Here is a 22,705-nt window from a genome sequence, read left to right on the forward strand (position 1 = left end):
GGGGCGTCACATCACCAGCGGTAGTGCGCGAACGCGCGGTTTGCCTCGGCCATCTTGTGGGTGTCCTCACGCCGTTTGACGGCGGCACCCAGACCATTGCTGGCGTCGAGGATCTCGTTCGCCAGGCGCTCGATCATCGTCTTCTCGCGACGGGCCTTGGAGAAGCTGACCAGCCAACGAAGTGCCAGCGTGACCGAGCGATCCGGACGCACCTCCACGGGAACCTGGTAGGTGGCGCCGCCGACGCGACGGCTGCGAACCTCGAGTGCCGGCTTGACGTTGTCCAGAGCGCGCTTGAGGGTGACCACCGGATCGGTGCCGGTCTTGTCGCGGGCCTGTTCGAGCGCACCATAAACAATGCGCTCGGCCAACGATTTCTTCCCGTCCATCAGAACCTTGTTGACCAGCTGAGTCACCAGCTGCGACCCGTACACCGGGTCGTTAACCAACGGACGCTTGGGCGCCGGTCCCTTGCGCGGCATCAGCTCTTCTCCTTCTTCGCGCCGTAGCGGCTGCGCGCCTGCTTGCGGTTCTTCACGCCCTGGGTGTCCAGAGAGCCGCGAATGATCTTGTAGCGCACACCGGGCAGGTCCTTCACACGGCCGCCGCGCACCAACACCATCGAGTGCTCCTGCAGGTTGTGGCCCTCGCCCGGGATGTAGGCGGTGACCTCGACCGCGCTGGTCAGCTTGACGCGCGCGACCTTCCGAAGCGCCGAGTTCGGCTTCTTCGGGGTGGTCGTGTACACGCGGGTGCACACTCCGCGGCGCTGCGGGCTGCCCTTGAGGGCCGCGGTCTTCGCCTTTGCGGGCTTGTCGTGGCGACCCTTGCGGACCAGCTGCTGGATGGTTGGCATCTACCGGCTTTCTGTGTTGCTGCTTTTAAGTTCTGGTCAAGTCTTTGTACTGCGCTTTTGCCCCGGCCACGTACCCCGCGACCGGGTGTGTCGCACGCGCCCGCCCGAAGCAATTCGAAGGCAACTCGAAAGGCGTTGCCTCAATTCTCGGAGCATGGCGACATGCGAATTGGCCCGGCGTGCAGGCACGCTTAGCAGGTCCTTTTCGTACACGCACCCGCGAAGCGCCTTATCTGCCAGGCACGATCGTCCACAATACCAGGACAGGGGCAGCGCTCCAAACCCGTCGATTATGCCCTAACCGCAGGTCAGATCACCTTCCCCGGAGGCCTGTGGCGTATGTGGCTAACGACGCTCCATCCCGGAGGCCAACCGCATCACCATATCGCTGTACACCGCGTCGGTGTCGATACCGTCCATCGCCCCGGTCATTTCCAGCAGGACGAAACCGTGCATGGCCGACCAGAATTCCAACGCCGCATAGAACGCGTTCTCACCCTCGAGCCCGTAGGACCTCAGGACCGCGATAACGGGCGCGGCGGCCGCCCGGGTGGCTTCGGTGAACTCCGGGTCGTCGCCACCGAGGGGCATCCTGGTGAAGGCCGAATACCGTCCCGGATGGTGATGCGCATAGCTGCGGTAGGCGCTGGCCATCGCGGTCACCGCATCGTCGCGGGTGCGGCCCTCTGCGACGTTGGTGAGCATGCCGATGAGGTCGCCGACGACCCGCATCCGCACTGTTCTGCGCAGGTCCTCGAGGCTGTTGACGTGGTTGTAGAGCGACGGGCCCTTGGTGCCGAGCTGGGTGGCGAGCGCGTTGATGGTCAGCGCATCCCAGCCTTCGCGATCCAGGAAGGTCAGCGCGGCGTTGACGATCGTCTCGCGACTGAGCCGGGGGGCTTTCCTGGTCGGCGTGCTCGGGGGCTGTGCCATGCGCGCTTCGCCCCCTGTCGTCTGGTCTGCCCTAGTTGATACCCGGAGAAAACTAACACCTCTAGTTCCCGCACAGTCAGTTGACGCGCTCCTGACTGAGCTCGGCGAGTTGTTCGGTTATCGAGCACAGATCGGGCAGCGTCGCGGGGTTCATCGTCTGGATTGACCAGGTGATGACGTCGCCGCCCTTGGCCACATAGAAGCTGCACGCATTTCCGTCGAACGCCTTGAAGCCTTTGTTGCCGTCGACGGAGAGTTCGGTCAAGGTGCGGCCGGCCTGTTGTTCCAGCGACCGCTCGGTGTCCATATCGCTGCCGCGGTACCACCAGGTCGAGATACCCATCCCCGCGCCGACGGTGCCGAACATGGTGTTCTCCTGCCAGAAGCAGCCCGCGTCGCTGACCACGGCCTTGGTGAACTCGTCCGACCCGGCGGCCGCCGCGATGTCGGCATCGGTAATGCCGTTGCAGTCCACGCTGTGGAATCCGCCGTCCGACTTCGGAGGCACCGGAGAGGCCGGCGCGTCATCGGACGATCCACACGCCGTCAGCGCGGCGGCGCACGCGGCGAGCGCGACGAGCCGGCGAGTCCAGCGGGCGGACATCCTCACATCTCCGACTTCAGGGTGGCCGAGAGGAGATCCTGTGCTTCCTGGCACGGATCACCGGGGCGCTGATCGCGAAACTGCACCCACCAACTCAGCACCCCGCTGCCCGCCGCGGCGGTGACCGAGCAGGCCGCGCCCGTGATGTCGCGGCGCGCGACGAACGCCGGATGGCGTTCCATGACGGTCTCGGTGATCTTCGCGCCGCGCTCGGCGGCCAACGCGCGTTCGCGATCGAGGTTTCCGGTCTGGAACCAGGAGAACGTCGCGTCGATCGTCACGTCGCCGCGGAACGCCACGTACTGGCAGACCGCTCCGCTGTAGGGCCGCACGACGCTATCGGCGCCCAGGATCTCCTGGACGGTGTCGTCGTCGAGCAAGGCGCAGCGGTCGTCGACGTATCCGTAATTCCGTTCGGGATCTGGTACGGCCGGCGTGGCTCGCTGCGCGGTTCCGCTGACGGTCTCAGCACACCCCGCCACCGTCACCACCGCCACGACCGCCGCGACAGCAATCGGAAACCGCCAACGCATCGCCGCTCACGCTACCCAGCGCGACCGTTAATAGCGACTCGGGTGAACGTCTGTGGATTGCACCGGTCGCGACGTACGCTTCCTCCATGATTTGGACAGCTGTGACTCGATCACTGACGGCATCAGCGTTGGTGTTCCCGCTGATCCTCGCCGCGCCCGTGGCGCAGGCGGAACCGGTGGTCTGCAACCCGCTGGCGCGGGAGTGCGCCGACAACAGCGTCGTCGGTCGCCATCAGGGGACCGACACCACCATCACCGGTATCGGTGTCGTCGAGACGATCGACTGCGCCAACTCCACGCTGCTCGTCAACGGCGCGAACAACCAGATCACCACGCTGGGAACCTGCTGGGCGGTGACGATGCAGGGCAACGGCAATGTCGTCGTCGCCGACAACGTGATCAACGACATCACGGTCTACGGGTGGGACCAGACGGTGTTGTACAAGAACGGCAACCCGATCGTCTTGGACCGCGGACGTGAACTGGGGATGACCAACCGCATCAACCGGGTACCCGCATGAGCATGCGAGCCACATCCATCGCCTATCCCCTCGTCGGTGCGGCCGCCGCGGCGTTTATGTTCACAGGCTGCGGATCCGAAAGCTCGGACACCAACACCCCCACCGCGACGGCGGGCACGTCGGGCGCCCAGGTCGAGGTCGGCAACACGATCAACTACGGCTCGTTCGGCACGACCGCCGACATCGACTGCGCCGACGGCAAATCGCTCAATATCGGCGGGTCGAACAACACCCTTACGGTGAAGGGCACCTGTGCGAATGTGAACATCGGCGGCGCCGACAACAAAGTCAGCTTCGAGCGGGTCGATAAGGAGATCAGCGTCGTCGGCCTCAACAACACGGTGACGTACAAAGACGGTGATCCAAAGATCAACGACACCGGCAACAACAACACGATCACCAAGGGCTGAAACCCGCTCTTTTCTGCGCGAGAGACCGTGTCTGCACAAGACACGCCGCGGGTTTCCGGCACTTTGCGGTCGCTCGCGCCGGGTCGACGGTCCGCAGGCTGCGCTAGGCGTTGGCGCCGTGCCTGCCTGCGCCGGCCGCGAAACGGGCTGCCCCCTCCAGGGATTCGGCGGCGACGCGCGACATGCTGCCGAACTCGAAGTCCATCGCCTCGGGCTCCGAGCGGCCCCACTGGCTCAGAGCCGACAGACGATCGGCGCGCATGCACTGCTGCGGCAGCTGGGCCAGTTCCGCGGCGAGTTGCTCCGCCCGCTGTCGCGCTTCACCGGTGGGCACCACCCGGTTGGCCAAACCCATCGCAACGGCCTCGGCCGCGTCGACGGCGCGGCCGGTGAGGATGAGGTCCATAGCACGGCTGTGGCCGATCAACCGCGGTAACCGCACGGTCCCACCGTCGATCAGCGGGACACCCCAACGTCGGCAGAACACCCCCATGATCGCGTCCTCCTCGACGACGCGCATATCACACCACAACGCCAGCTCCAGACCGCCGGCAACGGCGTAGCCGCTGACCGCCGCGATCACCGGTTTGGACAACACCATTCGGCTGGGACCCATCGGACCGGGTCCAGTGCGGTGCACCGGGTTGGCATCGGACGTTCCGAACGCCTTCAAATCGGCTCCGGCACAAAAGGTCCCGTTGTCGCCCCACAACACCGCGACGGCGGCCGAGTCGTCCTTGTCGAACTCGTCGAAAGCGTCATACAACCCGGCGGCGGCCGGACCGTTGACGGCGTTGCGCGCCTCGGGTCGATTCATGATCACCGTCGTCACGGCGCCGTCCTTCTCGACCCGCACTCCGCCCGTCATCTCGCCTCCATCAGTTGGTCACGTCGCGTGAGCGACAATCCAGTGTTCTCGCGCCGCGCAGACAACTCCGCGGCGAAGTCGTTGTAGGCCTGACGCAGCAACGCGCCCGGCCAGTCCTCGGGCAGCAGTTTCTCCGGCAACACCGGATCGGTGAGCAGGTGACGCACGATGGCGGCCGCGGCGACGAACCGGTCGGGAACCTCAGGCGCCGCGCCGATCTCGTCGAGCAACGACCGGCCCTCCCGCGCCCAGGCCGGCAGATCCCACAGCAGACGTACCAACTCGGCGGGTTCGGCGTCGCGGGAAACCAACACCCGCACCCGCTGCAACACCTCGGGTGGCAGCGCGGTGTCCAGGTTGTCCGGTCGCAGCCACACGCCCTCGCGCAGTTCGGCGAATCGGCCGTCCTGCAAGGCGCTTCGCAAACCAGCCCTGGCGCGAGGGTCGGACCCGACACTGGTGATCACCACCGTCGTCCAGTCACCGCGCCACGGCCGCAGCCGAGGGTTGATGGCGTCGTCCTGCCGTCGCTGCCGTGCCAGCAAGCGGTCGGACAACCGATAGCCGTCCTCGGAACGAACCAGGTCGCCTGCGCCGACCATCCGCGTCAACGCGACCCGCACCGTGGATTCCCTGATACCGAAATCTGCTGTGAGCTTGACCAATTCGCTCGCGGTCGCCCACGCGGGGTGCGCCCCCAACAGGACACTCAGCACGACGGAGCGGGCCGTCATCCGCGCGAGCGACTTCGTCATCAGAGTTCGGAAGCCCTGCGGCCGTGGTCGCCGAACGGCTCGTCGCGCTGTCGGACCGCTTCCCGGAACCCGTGTTCGCGTGACTGCGCGACGAATGCGTGACCTTCTGGGGTATGGCGGGCGATGCCGTCGAAGACGGTGGAGACCATCGCGCTGTTGGCCGTCCCCTGGGAGTACAGCGCGGAGTTCATCGCCAGCTTGACCATGATCAGCTGGTTGATCGGCACGCGGGCGATCCGTTCCACCAACCGTTCGGTGCGCGCGTCCAGCTCCTCGGGCGACGGCGCCTCGACCGCCAACCCCCATTCGGCGGCCTGCGCGCCCGTAATCGAATCACCGGTCAGCAGAAGGCGTTTGGCGCGCTGATCGCCGAGGCGGTGCGCCCACATCCCGGCCGCCGGCACCCCCCAGACGCGGGTCGGCGGGTAGCCGATCTTGGCGTCCGACGCGGCGATCACCTGGTCGGCGTGCAGTGCGATGTCGGTGCCCCCGGCCACACAGTAGCCGTGGATCTTGACCACCGTCGGCTTGTCGCAGTGCAGCAGGCTGGAGAAGCCCCGGACGAACCGGCTCATCATCTGGTAGTCGATCATCGGATCCCACGGCTGATCCGGCAGGTGGTTGACGGCCTGCGTTTTTCCGGACAGCACGGTGTCGCGGTAGGCGCTACCGCCACCGGCAGGCGACGATCCCTCGGCGTAGGCGGACAAATCGAATCCGGCGCAGAACCCCTCGCCCCGACCGGAAACCAGAATCACGTGCACGTTCGGGTCAAGGTCGGCGCGCTCGACGAGCGCGGACAACTCCAGCGGCGTGTCCGCCACAATCGCGTTGCCCTTCTCCGGCCGGTTGAACGTGATGCGGGCAACCCGGTCCGTGACCTCGTAGGTCATCGTCTTGAGGTCGTCGAAGTCGACCGGCCTGATCGCGTGGGTCATCCCTTGACCAAAGCGCGTTCGATGATCGGCGCGAGATCCAGCCCGGTGGGCAGGGTTCCGAACGCACCGCCCCAGGCGCCACCCATCCGGGTAGCCAAAAACGCCTCCGCGACGGCGGGATGCCCGTGGCGCACCAACAGCGAACCCTGCAGCGCAAGGCTGATGTCCTCGGCGACCTTGCGGGCGCGATACTGGATGGTCGCTACGTCTTTCTCGGCCCCCAGGCTCAGCCGCAAGGCCTCAACGTGGGCATCGAGTCGCGCATCCGCACCCGCGGTCCGACCGAGTTCGTCGAACAGCACGTCGATGCACTCCGGGCGAGTGGCCATGGCGCGCAACGTGTCCAACGCGCTCACGTTGCCCGACCCCTCCCAAATGCCCATCAGCGGCGCTTCCCGGTATAGCCGCGGCATGCCCGACTCCTCGACATAGCCGTTGCCGCCCAGGCACTCCATCGCCTCGGCCGCATGCGGAGTGGCGCGTTTGCACACCCAGTACTTGCCGGCCGCCAGACCGATGCGCCGAAGCAGGGTCTCACGGGCGTCACCGCGCACCGCGGCATCGGTCGCACCGGCCATGCGCATGGCCAGGATCGTGGCCGCCTCGGCCTCGACCGCGAGGTCGGCCAGCACATTGCGCATCAGCGGCTGATCAATCAGATACTCGCCGAACGCCTTTCGGTGCTGGGTGTGATGGATCGCGCGGGCCAGCCCGTTGCGCATGCTGGTCGCGCTGCCGAGCGTGCAGTCCAAACGTGTCAGGTTGACCATCTCGATGATGGTCGGCACACCGCGGCCCTCTTCGCCGACGAGCCACGCGACGGCGCCGTCGTATTCCACCTCCGACGACGCGTTGGCGTGGTTGCCGAGTTTGTCTTTGAGCCGTTGCAGGAACATCCGGTTGCGGCTGCCGTCGGGCAGAACTCGCGGCAACAGGAAACACGAGAGCCCGCCGGGCGCTTGGGCGAGCACCAGGAAGATGTCGCACATCGGCGCCGAGGTGAACCATTTGTGCCCGCGCAGCAAGTAACTGCCGTCGCCGTTGGGGGTCGCCTCGGTGGTGCCGGCCCGCACATCGGAGCCGCCCTGCTTCTCGGTCATCGACATGCCGGCGGTGATACCGGCCTTGGTGGTGGGCACCTTCAGCTCGGGGTCGTACTCGCGACTGACCAGCAGCGGCTCGTACACCGCCGCCAGTTCGGGGTTGTGGCGCAGCGCAGGCACCACGGCGTAGGTCATCGAGATCGGGCAGATGTGACCGGGTTCGGGCGTCCACACCGAGGTCTTGGCGGCGCGCACGACGTGAACGCCTGGCCGGTCGTCGGCCCATGGTGCGGCGTGCAAGCCGTGCTTGACGGCCACGGTCATCAGCGAGTGGTAGGCGGGGTCGTACTCGACCTCGTCGACGCGATGGCCGTAGCGGTCGTGAGTGCGCAGAATCGGCTGGTTGCGGTCGGCCAGCTCGCCCCAGCGCTGCGCCTGCCGCGAGCCCGACAGCACGCCCAACTCGGCGACCTCGTCGAGGCCCCATTCGCCGCCCTCGCGGATCAGCGCCTCGATGAGCACGGGCGAGGTCGCCGGGTTGTAGTCCTCCAGCGGGGGGACCTGGTTGGTGACGACATGCGTATCTGGCATGAGACCACTATTACACTTTTACGAACACCTGCACAATAGTCGTAACAGGGGTGGTCACTCCGCGGGCTGGTCCTGACGAGGCGAGGACTCCGCCGACCCGGCATAGAGTTTGCGCCCGCCCGCCCCGCTCAGCCCGAACGCGACCGTGCTGACCACCAACACGAGCGACCCGGCACTCAGCACCGTCTCCTCGACACCCATGCGGTCGGCCTCCAGTGTGAGATAGAACAGCGCCGACACCCCGACCGGGCCGAACCAGCCCAGGTAGAGCGAGTCCCGGATCTTCAGTCGCAGTGGACGGCCCAGCACCAGCAGGATGGGAATGCGTCGCAGTAGCAGAACCGCCAGCGCCAGGGCTACCGCGCGCCAGCCCAGGTCGAGCCAGGACCGCCACGGTAGCGTCGCCCCGACGAGCACGAACAGCGGCAGCACGGCGAACCGGTTGACCGCCTCGTCGATCGACACCTCCGCCGCCCGCTCTCTGCCGGTGCCCACCGCATTGAAGACGAGCCCACCGACGAAGACCGCGAGAATGCCGTCCGTCTGCAAAATTCCCCCCACCCCGAGAATGCCGAGAGCCAACACGACGGTGAAGAACAATGCCGGCGCCGGGTCGGTGGCACCGTGTTCGTCGCCCAATTTGAGCGCCTTTCCGCCGGCCCAGCCCAACGCCGCGCCGATCACGACCCCGCCCAAGACCTGCCACAGCGACTCGAGAACCGCCGCACCGGCGCCCATCCCACCCGCCAGCGCAATGGCCGCCAACACGAGCGGTAACGCCAATCCGTCGTTGGCGCCGGACTCCAGTGACAGCAACTGGCGGTTGCGGGCTGGGATGTCTCGTTCGGCATCCTCACCGGTCACCACGCTCGAGGCCAGCACCGGGTCGGTAGGACATACCGCAGCACCGAGCAACGCCGCCGTCGCGACCGGTATAGACAAAAAGAGCCAGCCCAACGCGGCGGTCACCACCGCCATCACCGGCATCGCCACCAGTACCAGGACCGTCACCGGACGCCAGCAGCGCCTCACGTCGGCGAACGGATACCGCAGGGCCACCGCCATCACCGACACCGCAAGCAGCACCCGGCTCACCTCGTGAAGCAGCGAATGCTCAGCGGTCAGTGGCGCCATGTGGAACACGTCGACCAGCTGCGAGCCGATCAGCGCTCCCGCGGCGAGCCCCAGCAGAGGTTCGGAGACCGGCAGCCGGCGCATCTTCGCCGACAGCGCGGCGACGATGACGCCGAGAATGCCCACGGTGGTGAGCAGCAGGTCGGTTTTCATGGCTTGAGCCTCCCCTCTCTAGCCGCGGCGGATGGGTTAGCGGCTGTCGAGTTCGGCGACGACGTCTCGGCGGAGCCGCTCTGGTTTCATTACGGGCTCCGGTTTCGCAACGGGCTCCGGCGCAGCCGCGGGCTCCGGCTCGGCCGCCACGACGGGGTCGTCCGGCCGCTCGTAGAGCGGAACCATCTCGGTGGATCGGTCCGCCGAGCGCGACGCCCTCGCTCGTCGCCACTTCTCGTAACGGTGGAGGATGACGATGACCGCGGCGGCCAGCGCCCAGCCGAGGAGGATGTCGATGACGTAGTGCTCGGCGGTGTACACCAGCGTGAAGGCCATCAGGAGCACATAGGCCGCGAGCACTGGACGCCACGCTCCGTGCACGCGATGCCACAGGAAGGCCGCGACCGCTGCCGTCATGCCGGCGTGCAGGGACGGTATCGCCGCCACCAGGTTGACACTGGCCTGGCCGGCATCGAGCAGCGCGCTGGCGGTGTGCATGTTCAGGTTGCCCCAGCCGCGTCCGACGATCCGCTCGATCCACGGGTTCGCCCCGTCCTGACTGGATTGCATCGCCCCGAGCACACCGCCGTCGGGCACTCCACGCGCCGAGCGGAACATGCAGGGCGCGTACGCCGGTCCGCCCTCGACGTCGGCAGGGGTGCAGCGGGCCGCGGCCCACGGCGGCGCGGCCGGAACCAGCGCGTAGATGGCCAAGCCCGCGAAGTTCAAACCGACGAACAGGCGCACAAACGTCTTCCACTCCGCGCGATCACGCAACCACAGCACCCCGGCCACCACGTACGGCAGGATGAAAAACGACATATAAACGCAGCTCAGGACGACTTCCCACCATGGTGGTTGTCCCTGTTTGAGCTGCTCCTGAAGCCACACGGTCGGCACGGTGCCGAAGAAAAGCCAGCGATCGGCCTCGACGGGCCACTCCCACAGCGTCGGTCGCCCGACCATGTCTGCGGCGCCCCTGCTCAGGTCGTAGGCGAGCAGGATCAGCGCGAACGGAAGCCAGTCGCGGATGACATAGAGCATGCGACGGACCTGACCGATGCTCGCAGCCAGCAGACCGGCGGCGATGTAAAGCAGCACCAGCTCACGGTTAAAGGCGAAACCCTCGGTGACCGTGCGGTAGACGATGACCGCAGCCCATATCGCGACTGCGATCCTGCGCACGTACTTGAGCCGGCGGTCCCGCGTCCGGGCTGCCTCGGGGGCGCGCTGCGACGCAACTGACGACTCGTCGACCGCAGACACTCAGTTGAATCTAGTTCACCCCGCAGTTGCCGCGCGTTCGACTGCGGTTCGGTTATCAGGTCGTGATGTGCTCGCGCAGGAAGGCGATGTCGTCTTTGCGGCCCTCGTCTGCGGTTTCGCAGATGACGGGTGCGCCGGCGGCCTGCACCACCGCGACCAGCAACTCTGGATCGATCTGGCCGGTGCCGAAGTTGGCGTGCCGGTCGGCGCCCGAACCGGCCGCATCGCGCGAGTCGTTGCAGTGCACCAGGTCGATGCGCCCGGTGATGGCCTTGATCCGGTCGACGGCGTCGATCAGCTTCTCCCCCGCGGCCCACGCGTGGCAGGTGTCCAGGCAGAAGCCGATGCCCTTGTCGCCGATGTGCTCCCACAACCGGGCGATGACGTCGAAGTGGCGGGCCATCGCGTGGTCGCCGCCCGCGGTGTTCTCCAGGTAGACGGGCACATCGGTTTCGAGGTAATCCAGCGCCTTGACCCAGCGTTCGAAACCGGCTTCCCAGTCTTTGTCGTCGGCGTGACCACCGTGCACGATGACCGCCGTCGCGTTGATCTCCGAGGCCGCGTCGCAGGTGTCCTGCAGGATCTTGCGCGACGGGATGCGCACCCGGTTGTTGGCCGACGCGACGTTGATGAGGTACGGCGCGTGGACGTAGAGCGGGATGTTCGACGCCTTGAGCGTCTCGGCGTCGTCTCGCGGTTTGGGTTTCTTCCAGCTCTGCGGGTTGCCGAGGAAGAACTGCACCACGTCGGCGGCGTCAGCTTCCGCCGCGGCCAGGGGATCGTCACCGTGGACGTGCGAACCGATGAGCACGACGCCAGTCTAGGCAGAGCCACCGACATCGCCGGCCGGGACCATCTCTCCGCCGCCTAGGCTCGCAGCGTGGGATCTGGAAGCGACCCGTCTCCGTTCTCGTCGTGGTCGGACACGGTCGCTTCCACCCGTTCGACCTTGCAACGACGCGCGATTTCGATGTTGTCGCGTGCTCCGCGACCGGCGCGGCAGGCCGGCCGGCTGATCGCCCGCACCCTCAACGACACGTTGCGCGATCGCGTACCGGGACTGGCCGCCGAGGTCGCGCTGTTCTCCTTGATCTCGTTGCCGTCGCTGTTGATCGCGGTCCTCGGCTCGCTCGGGTTCATCGCCGACGCGCTCGGCCCTGAAGGCACGGCGCGACTACATCGACTGCTGCTCGAGGTGCCCAGCTCCTTTCTTGCCGAGCGAACCTTCGAGTCATACCGGCGCGTGGTCGAGGCCGGGCTCACGCAATCACGAGGAAGCGTGATCTCCATCGGAATTGTGCTGAGCTTGTGGACGGGTTCGCGGGCGATGAATCGGTACCTGGAGACGATCACCATCGCCTACGGTGTCGAGCCCAGGACTGCTTGGCGACGACGGCTGCTGGCGGTGGGGCTGACCGCAGGCGGGCTCCTGGGCGCCGTGGCGATTCTGCCGCCGCTTGTCCTCGGGCCTGACCTCGTGGCGTGGGTGACGCCCGACCCGTTGACCGACAGCACGTTGCGCGCACTGGATCTGTTGTTCTGGCCCGGGGTGGCGCTGCTGATCCTGGTCGGACTGGTCACGCTGTATAACCTCGGCGTGCCGTGGCGATTGCCTTGGCGCCGCGACATTCCCGGGGCGGTGCTGGCGATGGTTCTGTGGCTGGTGGCATCGGCGGGGTTGCGGGCCTACCTGGCGGTCAGCGCGCGTGACGACGCCGTGTACAGCCAGCTCGCCGTGCCGATCGCCGTCGTCCTGTGGCTCTACATCACAGCTTTCGCGGTGTTGCTCGGCGCGGAGTTCAACGCCGAGATCGAAAAGATGTGGCCGCACGAGAAGTATCCGTGGCGGCTGCGCCGGCGACGACGAGCAGCCTAGGCCTCCCCGAGCCCGCCGAGTGTGGGGTTGTGTCACGCGAATCGGCGCTAGGCGTGCGGGTAACCCACGTTCGCGGCGCCGACGATCAATACGCTCAGCCCGGCGAGGAACCACGCGAAGTTCGCCAGCATCAGTTCATGACCGTCGAGAGTGGGCTCGTGTCACGCCAAACACGTATACCGCGTGCGGGTAACCCACGTTCGCCGCGGTTCGCCGCGCACGCCGCGCGCCCGCACCCGCGGTTCGCCGCGCACCCGCGTGCCCCGCGGCCCGCGGACGCCCGCGTACCCCGGGCACGAAAAAGCCCCCGGGCCGTGACCCGGAGGCTTTTCGTGAGCTCCTACCGATAGTCGCTGTAGCCGTAATCGTCCAACGGCACCGCGGCACCGGTGGCCTGGCCGAAGTCCGGGCTGTAGTACTGATCCTCGTAGGACGGGATCGTGTACGCCGCAGCGCGGGCTTCTTCGGTCGGCTGCACCTGGATGTTGCGGTAGCGGTTGATACCGGTACCGGCCGGGATCAGCTTGCCGATGATCACGTTCTCCTTCAGACCCTGCAGCTTGTCGCTGCGGCAGTTGATCGCCGCATCGGTGAGCACGCGGGTGGTCTCCTGGAACGACGCCGCCGACAGCCACGAATCGGTGGCCAGCGACGCCTTCGTGATACCCATCAGCACCGGACGACCGGCCGCGGGCTCGCCGCCCTCGGCGACCACCCGACGGTTCTCGGTCTCGAACTCGCCGCGCTCGGTCAGCGAACCGGGCAGGAACTCCGTGGCGCCCGAGTCGATGATCGTGACGCGACGCAGCATCTGCCGGACGATGACCTCGATGTGCTTGTCGTGGATCGACACGCCCTGAGCGCGGTAGACCTCCTGGACCTCCTTGACGAGGTGGATCTGCACCTCGCGGGGACCCTGGACACGCAGCACCTCGTGCGGGTCGGCAGCACCTTCCATCAGCTGCTGACCCACCTCGACGTGGTCGCCGTCGGCGAGCAGGCGCTCGGTGCCGTCGTCGTGCTTGAACACCTTCAGGCGCTGACGACGGGAGAGCTTGTCGTACACCACTTCTTCGCCACCATCGTCGGGAACGATGGTGATCTTGTAGAAGCGCTCGCCCTCCTCGAGTTGCACCCGGCCGGTGACGTCGGCGATCGGCGCCTTGTTCCGCGGGATACGGGCCTCGAACAGCTCCTGCACGCGAGGCAGACCACCGGTGATGTCCTCACCCACGCCGCCCTGGTGGAACGTGCGCATGGTCAGCTGCGTGCCGGGCTCGCCGATGGACTGTGCGGCGACGATGCCGACGGCCTCGCCGATGTCGACGAGCTTGCCCGTCGCCATCGAGCGGCCGTAACACATCGCGCACACGCCGGTGCCCGTGGCACAGGTCAGCACGGAGCGGACCTTCACCTCGGTGATGCCCGCGGCCAGCAGCGCCTCGATCGCCGGGTCGCCCAGGTCGTGACCGCGCTCGACGACCACGTTGCCGTCCTTGTCGACGGCGTCGGTGGCCAGCGTCCGCGCGTAGGCCGACGTCTCGATGTGCTGATCGCGCACCAAGGCTGCGTCTTTTCCGGAGCCCTGCAGCTCGGCCAGCGTGACGTTGATGCCGCGCTCGGTCTCGCAGTCAGTCTCGCGAACGATGACGTCCTGCGACACGTCGACCAGACGACGGGTCAGGTAACCCGAGTCGGCCGTACGAAGAGCGGTGTCCGCCAGACCCTTTCGGGCGCCGTGGGTGTTGATGAAGTACTCCAGCACCGTCAGGCCCTCGCGGAACGAGGATTTGATCGGACGCGGGATGAACTCACCCTTCGGGTTGGTCACCAGACCCTTCATGCCGGCCAGGGTCCTAGTCTGCGTGAAGTTACCCGTGGCACCCGAGTCGACGATCGTGATGATCGGGTTGTCCTTCGGGTAGTGCGCCCGCAGCGCCTCGCCGACCTCTTCGGTGGCGTCCTGCCAGATCTTGACCAGTGCGTCGTTGCGCTCGTCGTGGTTGAGAGCACCTCGCTGGTACTTCTTCTCGATCTGGTCGGCTTCCTTCTCGTAGCGGTCCAGGATCTCCTGCTTCTGCGGTGGCACCAACACATCGGCCATCGACACGGTGACACCCGAACGAGTGGCCCAGTAGAAGCCGGCGTCCTTGAGCTTGTCGACGGTCTGCGCGACCACGATCATCGGGTAGCGCTCGGCGAGATCGTTGACGATCCGCGCCTGCACCTTCTTGTGCATCTGCTCGTTAACGAACGGATAGCCGTGCGGCAGAAGCTCGTTGAACATCACCCGGCCCAGCGTGGTCTCCGCGGTCCAGGCGTCGCCCGGCTTCCAGCCCTCCGGGAACAGCTCGGCTTCCAGATCGGCGGACGGACGCAGCTGCGTCAGCCGCACGCGGATCTTGGCCCGCACAGACAGCGCACCGCGGTCCATCGCCATGATGGCCTCGGCGGGCGAGCTGTACACACCGGTCTCCGGCTGATCCTTGGCCGCAGGCGTGTACTCGCCTGCGTCGCCTTCGATCATCGTCGTCAGGTAGTACAGGCCGGTCACCATGTCCAGACGCGGCATGGCCAACGGCCGACCGGACGCCGGGGACAGGATGTTGTTCGACGACAGCATCAGGATGCGTGCCTCGGCCTGCGCCTCCGCCGACAGCGGAAGGTGCACGGCCATCTGGTCACCGTCGAAGTCGGCGTTGAACGCCTCACAGACCAGCGGGTGCAGCTGAATGGCCTTGCCCTCCACCAGCTGCGGCTCGAAGGCCTGAATACCGAGGCGGTGCAACGTCGGTGCGCGGTTCAGCAGAACCGGGTGCTCGGCGATGACCTCTTCGAGGACGTCCCACACCTGCGGACGCTGACGCTCGACCATGCGCTTGGCGCTCTTGATGTTCTGCGCGTGGTTGAGATCCACCAGACGCTTCATCACGAACGGCTTGAACAACTCGAGAGCCATCAGCTTGGGCAGACCGCACTGGTGCAGCTTGAGCTGTGGGCCGACCACGATGACCGAACGGCCGGAGTAGTCGACGCGCTTACCGAGCAGGTTCTGGCGGAACCGACCCTGCTTGCCCTTCAACAGATCCGACAGCGACTTGAGCGGACGGTTGCCCGGTCCGGTGACCGGACGGCCGCGGCGGCCGTTGTCGAACAGCGCGTCCACAGACTCCTGCAGCATGCGCTTCTCGTTGTTGACGATGATCTCCGGCGCGCCGAGATCGATCAGTCGCTTCAACCGGTTGTTGCGGTTGATCACGCGGCGGTACAGGTCGTTGAGGTCCGACGTCGCGAACCGGCCACCGTCGAGCTGCACCATCGGGCGCAGCTCCGGCGGGATCACCGGAACGGCATCGAGCACCATGCCCATCGGCGAGTTGCTCGACTGCTGGAACGCCGCGACCACCTTGAGCCGCTTCAGCGCGCGAAGCTTCTTCTGCCCCTTGCCACTTCGAATGACCTCGCGCAGTTCCTCGGCCTCGGCCTCGATGTCGAAGTTCTCGATGAGCTTCTTGATCGCCTCGGCACCCATCGCGCCGATGAAGTACTCGCCGTAGCGGTCCTGCAGTTCCCGGTAGAGCACCTCGTCGACGACGAGCTGCTTGGGCGCCAGCTTGGTGAAGGTGCTCCAGATCTCCTCGAGCCGGTCCAGCTCGCGCTGGGCCCGGTCGCGGATCTGACGCATCTCGCGCTCGCCACCGTCGCGAACCTTGCGGCGCACGTCGCTCTTGGCGCCTTCCTTCTCCAGCTCGGCCAGGTCGGCCTCGAGCTTCTGGGACCGCTCGGCCAGATCGAGATCGCGCTGATCCTCAACGGCCTTGCGCTCCACGGCCATTTCGGCTTCCAGCGTGGACAGCTCGTTGTGGCGCATCTCGTCGTCGACGGCGGTGATCACGTAGGCGGCGAAATAGATGATCTTTTCGAGATCCTTCGGCGCCAGGTCGAGCAGATAGCCCAGCCGCGAAGGCACACCCTTGAAGTACCAGATGTGCGTGACGGGCGCGGCCAGCTCGATGTGGCCCATCCGCTCACGACGCACCTTGGCGCGAGTGACCTCGACGCCGCAGCGCTCACAGATGATGCCCTTGAAGCGGACGCGCTTGTACTTGCCGCAGTAGCACTCCCAGTCGCGAGTCGGTCCGAAGATCTTCTCGCAGAACAGGCCGTCCTTCTCCGGCTTCAGCGTGCGGTAGTTGATGGTCTCCGGCTTCTTGACCTCGCCGAAGGACCACTGACGGATGTCGTCGGCTGTGGCCAGGCCGATTCGGAGCTCATCGAAGAAGTTGACGTCTAGCACGTAACTCCCTTTCCCCTTTCGGGACTAGAAAATTTCTCAGAAGGACAGATCTACGCAAGGTCCTCGACAGAAGCAGATTCGTTGCGGGACAAGTTGATTCCCAGGTTTGCCGCAGCGCGCTCCAGGTCCTCGTCGTCGCCGTCACGCATCTCGATCGCGGCGCCGTCACTCGACAGCACCTCGACGTTGAGGCACAGCGACTGCAGTTCCTTGAGCAACACCTTGAACGACTCCGGGATGCCCGGCTCGGGGATGTTCTCGCCCTTGACGATCGCCTCGTACACCTTGACCCGGCCGACGGTGTCGTCGGACTTGATGGTCAACAGCTCCTGCAGCGTGTACGCCGCGCCGTAGGCCTGCATGGCCCAACATTCCATCTCGCCGAACCGCTGGCCACCGAACTGCGCCTTGCCGCCCAGCGGCTGCTGGGTGATCATCGAGTACGGCCCGGTGGAGCGAGCGTGAATCTTGTCGTCCACCAAGTGGTGCAGCTTGAGGATGTACATGTAGCCCACCGTCACCGGATACGGGAACGGCTCGCCACTGCGACCGTCGAACAGCATCGCCTTGCCGTCCTCGTCGACCAGCGTCTCGCCGTCGCGGTTGGGCAGCGTGGAGCCCAGCAGACCCTGCAGCTCGTTCTCGCGGGCACCGTCGAACACCGGTGTCGAGACGATGCTTCCCGGCTCGGACTCCAGCAGCTCCTTGGGCAACGCGTTCGCCCAGTCCGGCGAACCGTTGATCTTCCAGCCGCTCTTGGCCACCCACCCGAGGTGGGTCTCCAGGATCTGACCGATGTTCATACGACGCGGCACACCGTGGGTGTTCAAGATGATGTCCACGGGGGTGCCGTCGGGCAGGAACGGCATGTCCTCGACGGGCAGGATCTTGCCGATGACGCCCTTGTTGCCGTGGCGTCCGGCCAGCTTGTCGCCGTCGGAGATCTTGCGCTTCTGCGCGACGTAGACGCGGACCAACTCGTTGACGCCGGCGGGCAGCTCGTCGTCATCCTCGCGGGAGAACACGCGGATGCCGATGACTTTGCCGGACTCACCGTGCGGCACCTTGAGTGACGTGTCGCGGACCTCGCGCGCCTTCTCGCCGAAGATCGCACGGAGCAGCCGCTCCTCCGGGGTCAGCTCGGTCTCACCCTTCGGGGTGACCTTGCCGACCAGGATGTCGCCGTCGCGGACCTCGGCGCCGATGCGGACGATGCCGCGCTCGTCGAGGTCGGCCAGCACCTCATCGGAGACGTTCGGGATGTCCCGGGTGATCTCCTCGGCGCCCAGCTTGGTGTCGCGGGCGTCGATCTCGTGCTCCTCGATATGAATCGAGGTGAGCACGTCCTCTTCCACCAGCCGGTTGGACAGGATGATCGCGTCCTCGTAGTTGTGCCCCTCCCACGGCATGATCGCCACGAGCAGGTTCTTGCCCAGCGCCATCTCACCGTTCTCGGTGCACGGCCCGTCGGCGATGACCTGACCCGCCTCGACCCGCTGGCCGGCGTCCACGATCGGACGCTGGTTGGCACAGGTGCCGTGGTTCGACCGCGCGAACTTGCGCATCCGGTAGGTGTGCCGGGTGCCGTCGTCGGCCATCACGGTGACGTAGTCGGCCGAGACCTCCTCGATCACACCCGCCTTCTCGGCGACGACGACGTCGCCGGCGTCGATCGCGGCACGCAGCTCCATACCGGTGCCGACCAGCGGGGCCTCGCTGCGCACCAGCGGAACCGCCTGGCGCTGCATGTTGGCACCCATCAGGGCACGGTTGGCGTCGTCGTGCTCGAGGAACGGGATCATGGCCGTCGCGACCGACACCATCTGGCGCGGCGAGACGTCCATGTAGTCCACCTCGCTCGACGAGATCTGCTCGACCTCGCCGCCCTTGCGGCGGACCAGCACGCGCTCCTCGACGAAGCGGCCGTTCTCATCGATCGGCGAGTTGGCCTGCGCCACGACGTGGCGGTCCTCCTCGTCGGCGGTCAGGTACTCGATGTCATCGGTAACGACACCGTCCTTGACCTTGCGGTACGGCGTCTCGATGAAGCCGAATGGGTTGACCCGCGCATACACCGACAGCGAGCCGATCAGGCCGATGTTCGGACCCTCCGGGGTTTCGATCGGGCACATGCGGCCGTAGTGCGAGGGGTGCACGTCGCGGACCTCGAGGCCGGCGCGCTCACGGGACAGCCCGCCGGGGCCCAGCGCCGACAGACGGCGCTTGTGGGTCAGACCCGACAGCGGGTTGTTCTGGTCCATGAACTGCGACAGCTGGCTGGTGCCGAAGAACTCCTTGATCGCCGCCACGACGGGACGGATGTTGATCAGGGTCTGCGGCGTGATCGCCTCGACGTCCTGAGTGGTCATGCGCTCACGCACGACGCGCTCCATACGCGACAGGCCGACCCGGATCTGGTTTTGGATCAGCTCACCGACGGTGCGCAGACGACGGTTGCCGAAGTGGTCGATGTCATCGACCTCGACGGGAACCTCGACACCACCCGGAACGGTCATCGACTTGTCGCCCTGGTGCAGGCGCACCAGGTACTCGATGGTGGCGACGACGTCCTCTTCGGTCAGCGTGGTCGCTGTGGTCTGTTCCGGGTTCTCGGTGATGCCCAGCTTCTTGTTGACCTTGTAGCGGCCGACGCGGGCCAGGTCGTAGCGCTTCTCCTTGAAGAACAGGTTCTCCAGCAGGGTCTGCGCGGACTCCTTGGTCGGCGGCTCGCCCGGGCGCAGCTTGCGGTAGATGTCGAGCAGCGCCTCGTCGGTTCCGGCGGTGTTGTCCTTCTCCAGCGTCGACATCATGGTCTCGGAGAAGCCGAACCGCTCCGTGATCTGCTCGGTGGTCCAACCGAGCGCCTTGAGCAGCACGGTGACCGGCTGACGGCGCTTGCGGTCGATGCGCACCCCGACGGTGTCGCGCTTGTCGACGTCGAACTCCAGCCATGCACCGCGGCCGGGGATCACCTTGACGCTGTGCAGCGTCTTTTCGGTGGACTTGTCGATGTTCTCGTCGAAGTAGACACCCGGCGAGCGGACCAGCTGGCTCACCACGACACGCTCGGTGCCGTTGATGATGAACGTGCCCTTCTCGGTCATCATCGGGAAGTCGCCCATGAAGACCGTCTGGCTCTTGATCTCACCGGTGTTGTTGTTGATGAACTCCGCGGTGACGAACAGCGGCGCCGCGTACGTCATGTCCTTGTCTTTGCACTCGTCGACGGGGGCCTTGACCTCGTCGAAGCGCGGATCGGAGAAGGACAGCGACATCGAGCCGGAGAAGTCCTCGATCGGGCTCAGTTCGGAGAGCACCTCTTCGAGGCCACCGACCGGGTTTTCCTCGCCGCGCTCCTTGGCCTTCTCACGCCAGGCCTCGGAGCCGATCAGCCATTCGAAAGACTCGGTTTGAACGTCAAGAAGCCCGGGAACCTCGAGGGGCTCACGGAGCTTTGCAAAAGAAATTCGGTTTGGTGCTCCGGGGACGGAGTTTTTAGTAGCTTCTGCTGTCTTGCTTGGGCGGGACCCTGCCAAGATGCATCCTTCCAGCACCTCATGCGACTATCGTCCCGGTAGACCACCGGATCCGTTTCGTCGCGATATCTGCGTCGGTTCGGCTGGCCACTCACGACCACAAACTTCCCGAACGCACGGCACGCGACTAGATCACTGAGCTGGGCTCAGGCTAGGACATCGGTGTCAGGTGCGGGTTTAGGTGGGCAGGATGCAGCCAGCGCAACGTCCAACAGTACCGCAGGACGGCGTATTCCTCAACATCCGCAAAACATCACTACCCAACTGCATGTATGGCACGCATCGGGGCGCTGGCTGGCGACTCGTTCCTTCTCATACGTCCATACATTGCTGCAGAACAGATTGGCCCCTCGGCGGCTTCCCGTCAAGAGATAACACGGGTTGTTGTGGAGTTTTGCGTCAGGCGGCGACCGCGTTGTTGCAGTGTCCGGCGCCGGCCGAGCCGACCGATTCCCGGGCGCAGACCGGATCCAGAGAGAACAAGCCGTCGGCCAACGGCATGAACGGCTCCAGGAAGTTCAGCAGGAACGGCTTGGTCAGCGTGTTGGGCAGCGCGACGACGGTGGCCCTGCCCGCCGGGGTGTCGAAGCTGTACTGCTCACCGGGTTGCAGGTAGACGCCCTCCTTATCCCCGGCCGGGTCGAACATGTCGTTGACCCACCCGACCATCAGCATCTGCGCGGCCGCGGAGTTTTCGGGCCGCGAGAACCCGGCGACCAGCTCCTGCGCGAACTGAATCAGTGGATTGCCGCCCCGCATGGCGTCGACGTGTGAGCCGTTGACCAGCGTCACGCCGACGAACTGGCCGGGGCGCGCCGCGAGGGTCGCGTCGAGGCCGGCGCCGAAGTTGTTCCACATGTAGACCGGCGCGGCGAGCTGGTAGATCGGGATGTCGTGCGGAACTTTCCTCAGCGACTCCGTCATCCGCGCCGGGTCGCCGAGCGCGACGCCGTCGAGCAGCACGACCCCGGCGAGCCGGTCGACGGTTTGCTTGTCGACCATGTAGCCGGCCATGCCCGAGACGGCGCCGCCGCCGAGCGAGTGGCCCATCAGCACGACGCGATCCGGGATCGGGCCGGAATAGCCGGCGGCGCGCGCGCTCTCGAGCAACGCGGTGTTCTCGTCGTCGAACAGTCCCGCCATCGCCTCGTGCATCGGCGCGCCTCCGAGCCAGCACCCGTCGAGAGCGAAGAAGTTCGAGCTGATCGACGGTGCGACCACGATGCTGTTGGTGCGTTCGGCCAGCGCAGCTGCGGTGTGGCTGTACCACGGGGCGCTGGCGAGGAAGCCATGCTGCAGATAGACCAGCCGATCAGGCGGTGGCGCGCCTTCGACTGTCTGCGGGATGTACCAGTCGGCGGGCACCTCCTGCCCTTCGCCTTCGGCGCACGCGCAGTCGATCCGCAGCGTCGAGGAGCGCACGGTGACCGTGCTGTTGGGCGGCAGGATCGGCGGGCCGCCCAGGAGCCGGGTCGCGACGGCGTAGAGGTCGAACACGATCGTGCCGATCACCCGCAGGATGAGCGGGATCTGGGGTGCGGTCGCGGTGGTCACCGCCGGTGGCGCCGACGCGAAGGCCACCGCGTGGACGCCGAATTGCCCGGTGTCCTCGACGACGGTGGCGGCCGGCTGTTCGAGGACGACCGCAGTCCGTTCTTCGGCGGCGGCCGGGTCGACCGTGTGGTCGGTTTCGGCGACGAGGGCGGCCCTCTTGGCGGCCGTGTCTGCTTCGGTGGGGCCGGTGGTGGTTTCCCGGTTGACGGTGGCGGCGTTCGGCGAGACCACGGCCGTCGACCGCTGGTCTGTGTGGTCACGGTCCGAGCGGGACGTCGCGACCTCTTCGATCACCTCGGCGTCGGTCGTGGGCACCTCGATCGCGGGATCGTCGACCACCGGCTGCTCGGTCACGGGCTGCTCGACCACCGGCTGCTCCACCACAACGTCATGGGCCGGAGCATCGTCGGTGACCGTGGCGGCGGTTTCGGCGTCCTTTGCCTCAGCTGTTGTGGTGTCGGCGCCTTTCGGCGTCGACGTCGACTTTTTCTTGTCCTCGCTACCGTCCGCCTTGTCGGTGGGGTAGGAACCCTTCGCGTCGTCGGGCGCCTTCGCGCCGACGCGGGTGCGCGGCGCGCTGCCTGTTGTGCGCGCGGTGGTTGCGTTCGAGGCCCGGGAAGAGGCGGTGCTTGCCGACGATTCGTTGGCGGCCGAATCCTTCGCACCGTCAGCCGAATTCGACGACTCCGAAGCCGAGGACCCACCGCCATCCGACGACGAGCCGTCGTCGGCGATCGCCGCACCCGCACCGGCGAGGATTGCCGCCGACAGTCCTGCGGTGACGACACCCGCTCTCAACCACACCAGAAACCGGTCGACCATGACCTCTCCCGCTCG

18 protein-coding genes are annotated in these 22,705 nt (G+C 66.3%); 3 read left to right on the forward strand and 15 right to left on the reverse strand.

Annotated features, from left to right (window positions below):
- Positions 1-11 precede the first annotated feature (11 nt).
- The 5 genes from rpsG to AAHH99_RS11655 form a co-directional block, all read right to left on the reverse strand.
- Positions 12-482: a 30S ribosomal protein S7 gene (gene rpsG, locus AAHH99_RS11635; protein ID WP_064400139.1), complete on the reverse strand. Its 471-nt coding sequence runs from the start codon at positions 480-482 to the stop codon at positions 12-14.
- The gene (gene rpsL, locus AAHH99_RS11640; protein ID WP_064345572.1) at positions 482-856 is read right to left on the reverse strand and encodes a 30S ribosomal protein S12; all 375 of its coding nucleotides are present in this window, start codon (positions 854-856) and stop codon (positions 482-484) included. The genes rpsG and rpsL overlap by 1 nt, the downstream gene beginning before the upstream one ends.
- 345 nt (positions 857-1,201) lie before the next feature.
- Positions 1,202-1,789 carry a TetR/AcrR family transcriptional regulator gene (locus tag AAHH99_RS11645; RefSeq protein ID WP_418768751.1) on the reverse strand — a complete coding sequence of 196 codons (588 nt, stop codon included), beginning with the start codon at positions 1,787-1,789 and terminating at the stop codon, positions 1,202-1,204.
- Positions 1,790-1,865: 76 nt separating this feature from the next.
- Positions 1,866-2,393 (reverse strand): DUF3558 family protein, encoded by a 528-nt coding sequence (locus AAHH99_RS11650; RefSeq protein ID WP_418768752.1) that lies wholly within the window; start codon positions 2,391-2,393, stop codon positions 1,866-1,868.
- Between the two features lie 2 nt (positions 2,394-2,395).
- Entirely contained in the window at positions 2,396-2,926 is a 531-nt protein-coding gene (locus AAHH99_RS11655; RefSeq protein WP_418768753.1) for a DUF3558 domain-containing protein, read from the reverse strand.
- Positions 2,927-3,012: 86 nt separating this feature from the next.
- Here AAHH99_RS11655 and AAHH99_RS11660 point away from each other — a divergent pair, with 86 nt between their 5' ends.
- Positions 3,013-3,447, forward strand: a complete 435-nt coding sequence (locus AAHH99_RS11660; RefSeq protein ID WP_418768754.1) for a DUF3060 domain-containing protein — start codon at positions 3,013-3,015, stop codon at positions 3,445-3,447.
- A 2-nt stretch (positions 3,448-3,449) separates the two neighbouring features.
- Entirely contained in the window at positions 3,450-3,857 is a 408-nt protein-coding gene (locus AAHH99_RS11665; protein ID WP_418769599.1) for a DUF3060 domain-containing protein, read from the forward strand.
- 103 nt (positions 3,858-3,960) lie between these two features.
- On the opposite strand, the gene AAHH99_RS11670 is transcribed toward AAHH99_RS11665, so the two are convergent.
- Genes AAHH99_RS11670 through AAHH99_RS11700 form a run of 7 tightly spaced genes read right to left on the reverse strand, consistent with a single transcriptional unit; the run spans position 3,961 to position 11,416 of the window.
- Positions 3,961-4,725 (reverse strand): crotonase/enoyl-CoA hydratase family protein, encoded by a 765-nt coding sequence (locus AAHH99_RS11670; protein WP_418768755.1) that lies wholly within the window; start codon positions 4,723-4,725, stop codon positions 3,961-3,963.
- A complete protein-coding gene (locus AAHH99_RS11675; protein ID WP_418768756.1) occupies positions 4,722-5,480 on the reverse strand; it encodes a PaaX family transcriptional regulator C-terminal domain-containing protein in 759 nt (252 codons plus the stop codon). The genes AAHH99_RS11670 and AAHH99_RS11675 overlap by 4 nt, the downstream gene beginning before the upstream one ends.
- The gene (locus AAHH99_RS11680; protein WP_418768757.1) at positions 5,480-6,418 is read right to left on the reverse strand and encodes a crotonase/enoyl-CoA hydratase family protein; all 939 of its coding nucleotides are present in this window, start codon (positions 6,416-6,418) and stop codon (positions 5,480-5,482) included. Before AAHH99_RS11680 ends, AAHH99_RS11675 begins: the two co-directional genes overlap by 1 nt.
- Entirely contained in the window at positions 6,415-8,052 is a 1,638-nt protein-coding gene (locus AAHH99_RS11685) for an acyl-CoA dehydrogenase family protein (RefSeq protein WP_418768758.1), read from the reverse strand. The genes AAHH99_RS11680 and AAHH99_RS11685 overlap by 4 nt, the downstream gene beginning before the upstream one ends.
- A 54-nt stretch (positions 8,053-8,106) precedes the next feature.
- Positions 8,107-9,339: a cation:proton antiporter gene (locus AAHH99_RS11690; protein ID WP_418768759.1), complete on the reverse strand. Its 1,233-nt coding sequence runs from the start codon at positions 9,337-9,339 to the stop codon at positions 8,107-8,109.
- Between the two features lie 36 nt (positions 9,340-9,375).
- Positions 9,376-10,605, reverse strand: a complete 1,230-nt coding sequence (locus AAHH99_RS11695) for a phosphatase PAP2 family protein (protein WP_418768760.1) — start codon at positions 10,603-10,605, stop codon at positions 9,376-9,378.
- Between the two features lie 55 nt (positions 10,606-10,660).
- Positions 10,661-11,416 (reverse strand): deoxyribonuclease IV, encoded by a 756-nt coding sequence (locus tag AAHH99_RS11700; RefSeq protein ID WP_418768761.1) that lies wholly within the window; start codon positions 11,414-11,416, stop codon positions 10,661-10,663.
- Positions 11,417-11,485: 69 nt separating this feature from the next.
- Here AAHH99_RS11700 and AAHH99_RS11705 point away from each other — a divergent pair, with 69 nt between their 5' ends.
- A complete protein-coding gene (locus AAHH99_RS11705; protein WP_418768762.1) occupies positions 11,486-12,481 on the forward strand; it encodes a YihY/virulence factor BrkB family protein in 996 nt (331 codons plus the stop codon).
- Between the two features lie 340 nt (positions 12,482-12,821).
- Here AAHH99_RS11705 and AAHH99_RS11710 read toward each other — a convergent pair whose 3' ends face one another.
- The 3 genes from AAHH99_RS11710 to AAHH99_RS11720 form a co-directional block, all read right to left on the reverse strand.
- Positions 12,822-16,778: a DNA-directed RNA polymerase subunit beta' gene (locus AAHH99_RS11710; protein ID WP_418768763.1), complete on the reverse strand. Its 3,957-nt coding sequence runs from the start codon at positions 16,776-16,778 to the stop codon at positions 12,822-12,824.
- A 50-nt stretch (positions 16,779-16,828) separates the two neighbouring features.
- The gene (locus AAHH99_RS11715; RefSeq protein WP_418768764.1) at positions 16,829-20,314 is read right to left on the reverse strand and encodes a DNA-directed RNA polymerase subunit beta; all 3,486 of its coding nucleotides are present in this window, start codon (positions 20,312-20,314) and stop codon (positions 16,829-16,831) included.
- 399 nt (positions 20,315-20,713) lie between these two features.
- The gene (locus AAHH99_RS11720; RefSeq protein ID WP_418768765.1) at positions 20,714-22,690 is read right to left on the reverse strand and encodes an alpha/beta hydrolase; all 1,977 of its coding nucleotides are present in this window, start codon (positions 22,688-22,690) and stop codon (positions 20,714-20,716) included.
- Positions 22,691-22,705 lie beyond the last annotated feature (15 nt).

Origin of the sequence: Mycobacterium neumannii (assembly GCF_048452905.1) — a bacterium.
Lineage (GTDB): Bacteria > Actinomycetota > Actinomycetes > Mycobacteriales > Mycobacteriaceae > Mycobacterium > Mycobacterium neumannii_B.

What these genes read in the sequence shown, in the direction of transcription:
- AAHH99_RS11690 (WP_418768759.1), bottom strand. Translation starts at nt 9,339, where the DNA reads ATGAAAACCGACCTGCTGCTCACCACCGTGGGCATTCTCGGCGTCATC.
- AAHH99_RS11670 (WP_418768755.1), bottom strand. Translation starts at nt 4,725, where the DNA reads ATGACGGGCGGAGTGCGGGTCGAGAAGGACGGCGCCGTGACGACGGTG.
- AAHH99_RS11660 (WP_418768754.1), top strand. Translation starts at nt 3,013, where the DNA reads ATGATTTGGACAGCTGTGACTCGATCACTGACGGCATCAGCGTTGGTG.
- AAHH99_RS11685 (WP_418768758.1), bottom strand. Translation starts at nt 8,052, where the DNA reads ATGCCAGATACGCATGTCGTCACCAACCAGGTCCCCCCGCTGGAGGAC.
- AAHH99_RS11665 (WP_418769599.1), top strand. Translation starts at nt 3,450, where the DNA reads ATGCGAGCCACATCCATCGCCTATCCCCTCGTCGGTGCGGCCGCCGCG.
- AAHH99_RS11680 (WP_418768757.1), bottom strand. Translation starts at nt 6,418, where the DNA reads ATGACCCACGCGATCAGGCCGGTCGACTTCGACGACCTCAAGACGATG.
- AAHH99_RS11645 (WP_418768751.1), bottom strand. Translation starts at nt 1,789, where the DNA reads ATGGCACAGCCCCCGAGCACGCCGACCAGGAAAGCCCCCCGGCTCAGT.
- rpsL (WP_064345572.1), bottom strand. Translation starts at nt 856, where the DNA reads ATGCCAACCATCCAGCAGCTGGTCCGCAAGGGTCGCCACGACAAGCCC.
- rpsG (WP_064400139.1), bottom strand. Translation starts at nt 482, where the DNA reads ATGCCGCGCAAGGGACCGGCGCCCAAGCGTCCGTTGGTTAACGACCCG.
- AAHH99_RS11720 (WP_418768765.1), bottom strand. Translation starts at nt 22,690, where the DNA reads ATGGTCGACCGGTTTCTGGTGTGGTTGAGAGCGGGTGTCGTCACCGCA.
- AAHH99_RS11675 (WP_418768756.1), bottom strand. Translation starts at nt 5,480, where the DNA reads ATGACGAAGTCGCTCGCGCGGATGACGGCCCGCTCCGTCGTGCTGAGT.
- AAHH99_RS11655 (WP_418768753.1), bottom strand. Translation starts at nt 2,926, where the DNA reads ATGCGTTGGCGGTTTCCGATTGCTGTCGCGGCGGTCGTGGCGGTGGTG.
- AAHH99_RS11650 (WP_418768752.1), bottom strand. Translation starts at nt 2,393, where the DNA reads ATGTCCGCCCGCTGGACTCGCCGGCTCGTCGCGCTCGCCGCGTGCGCC.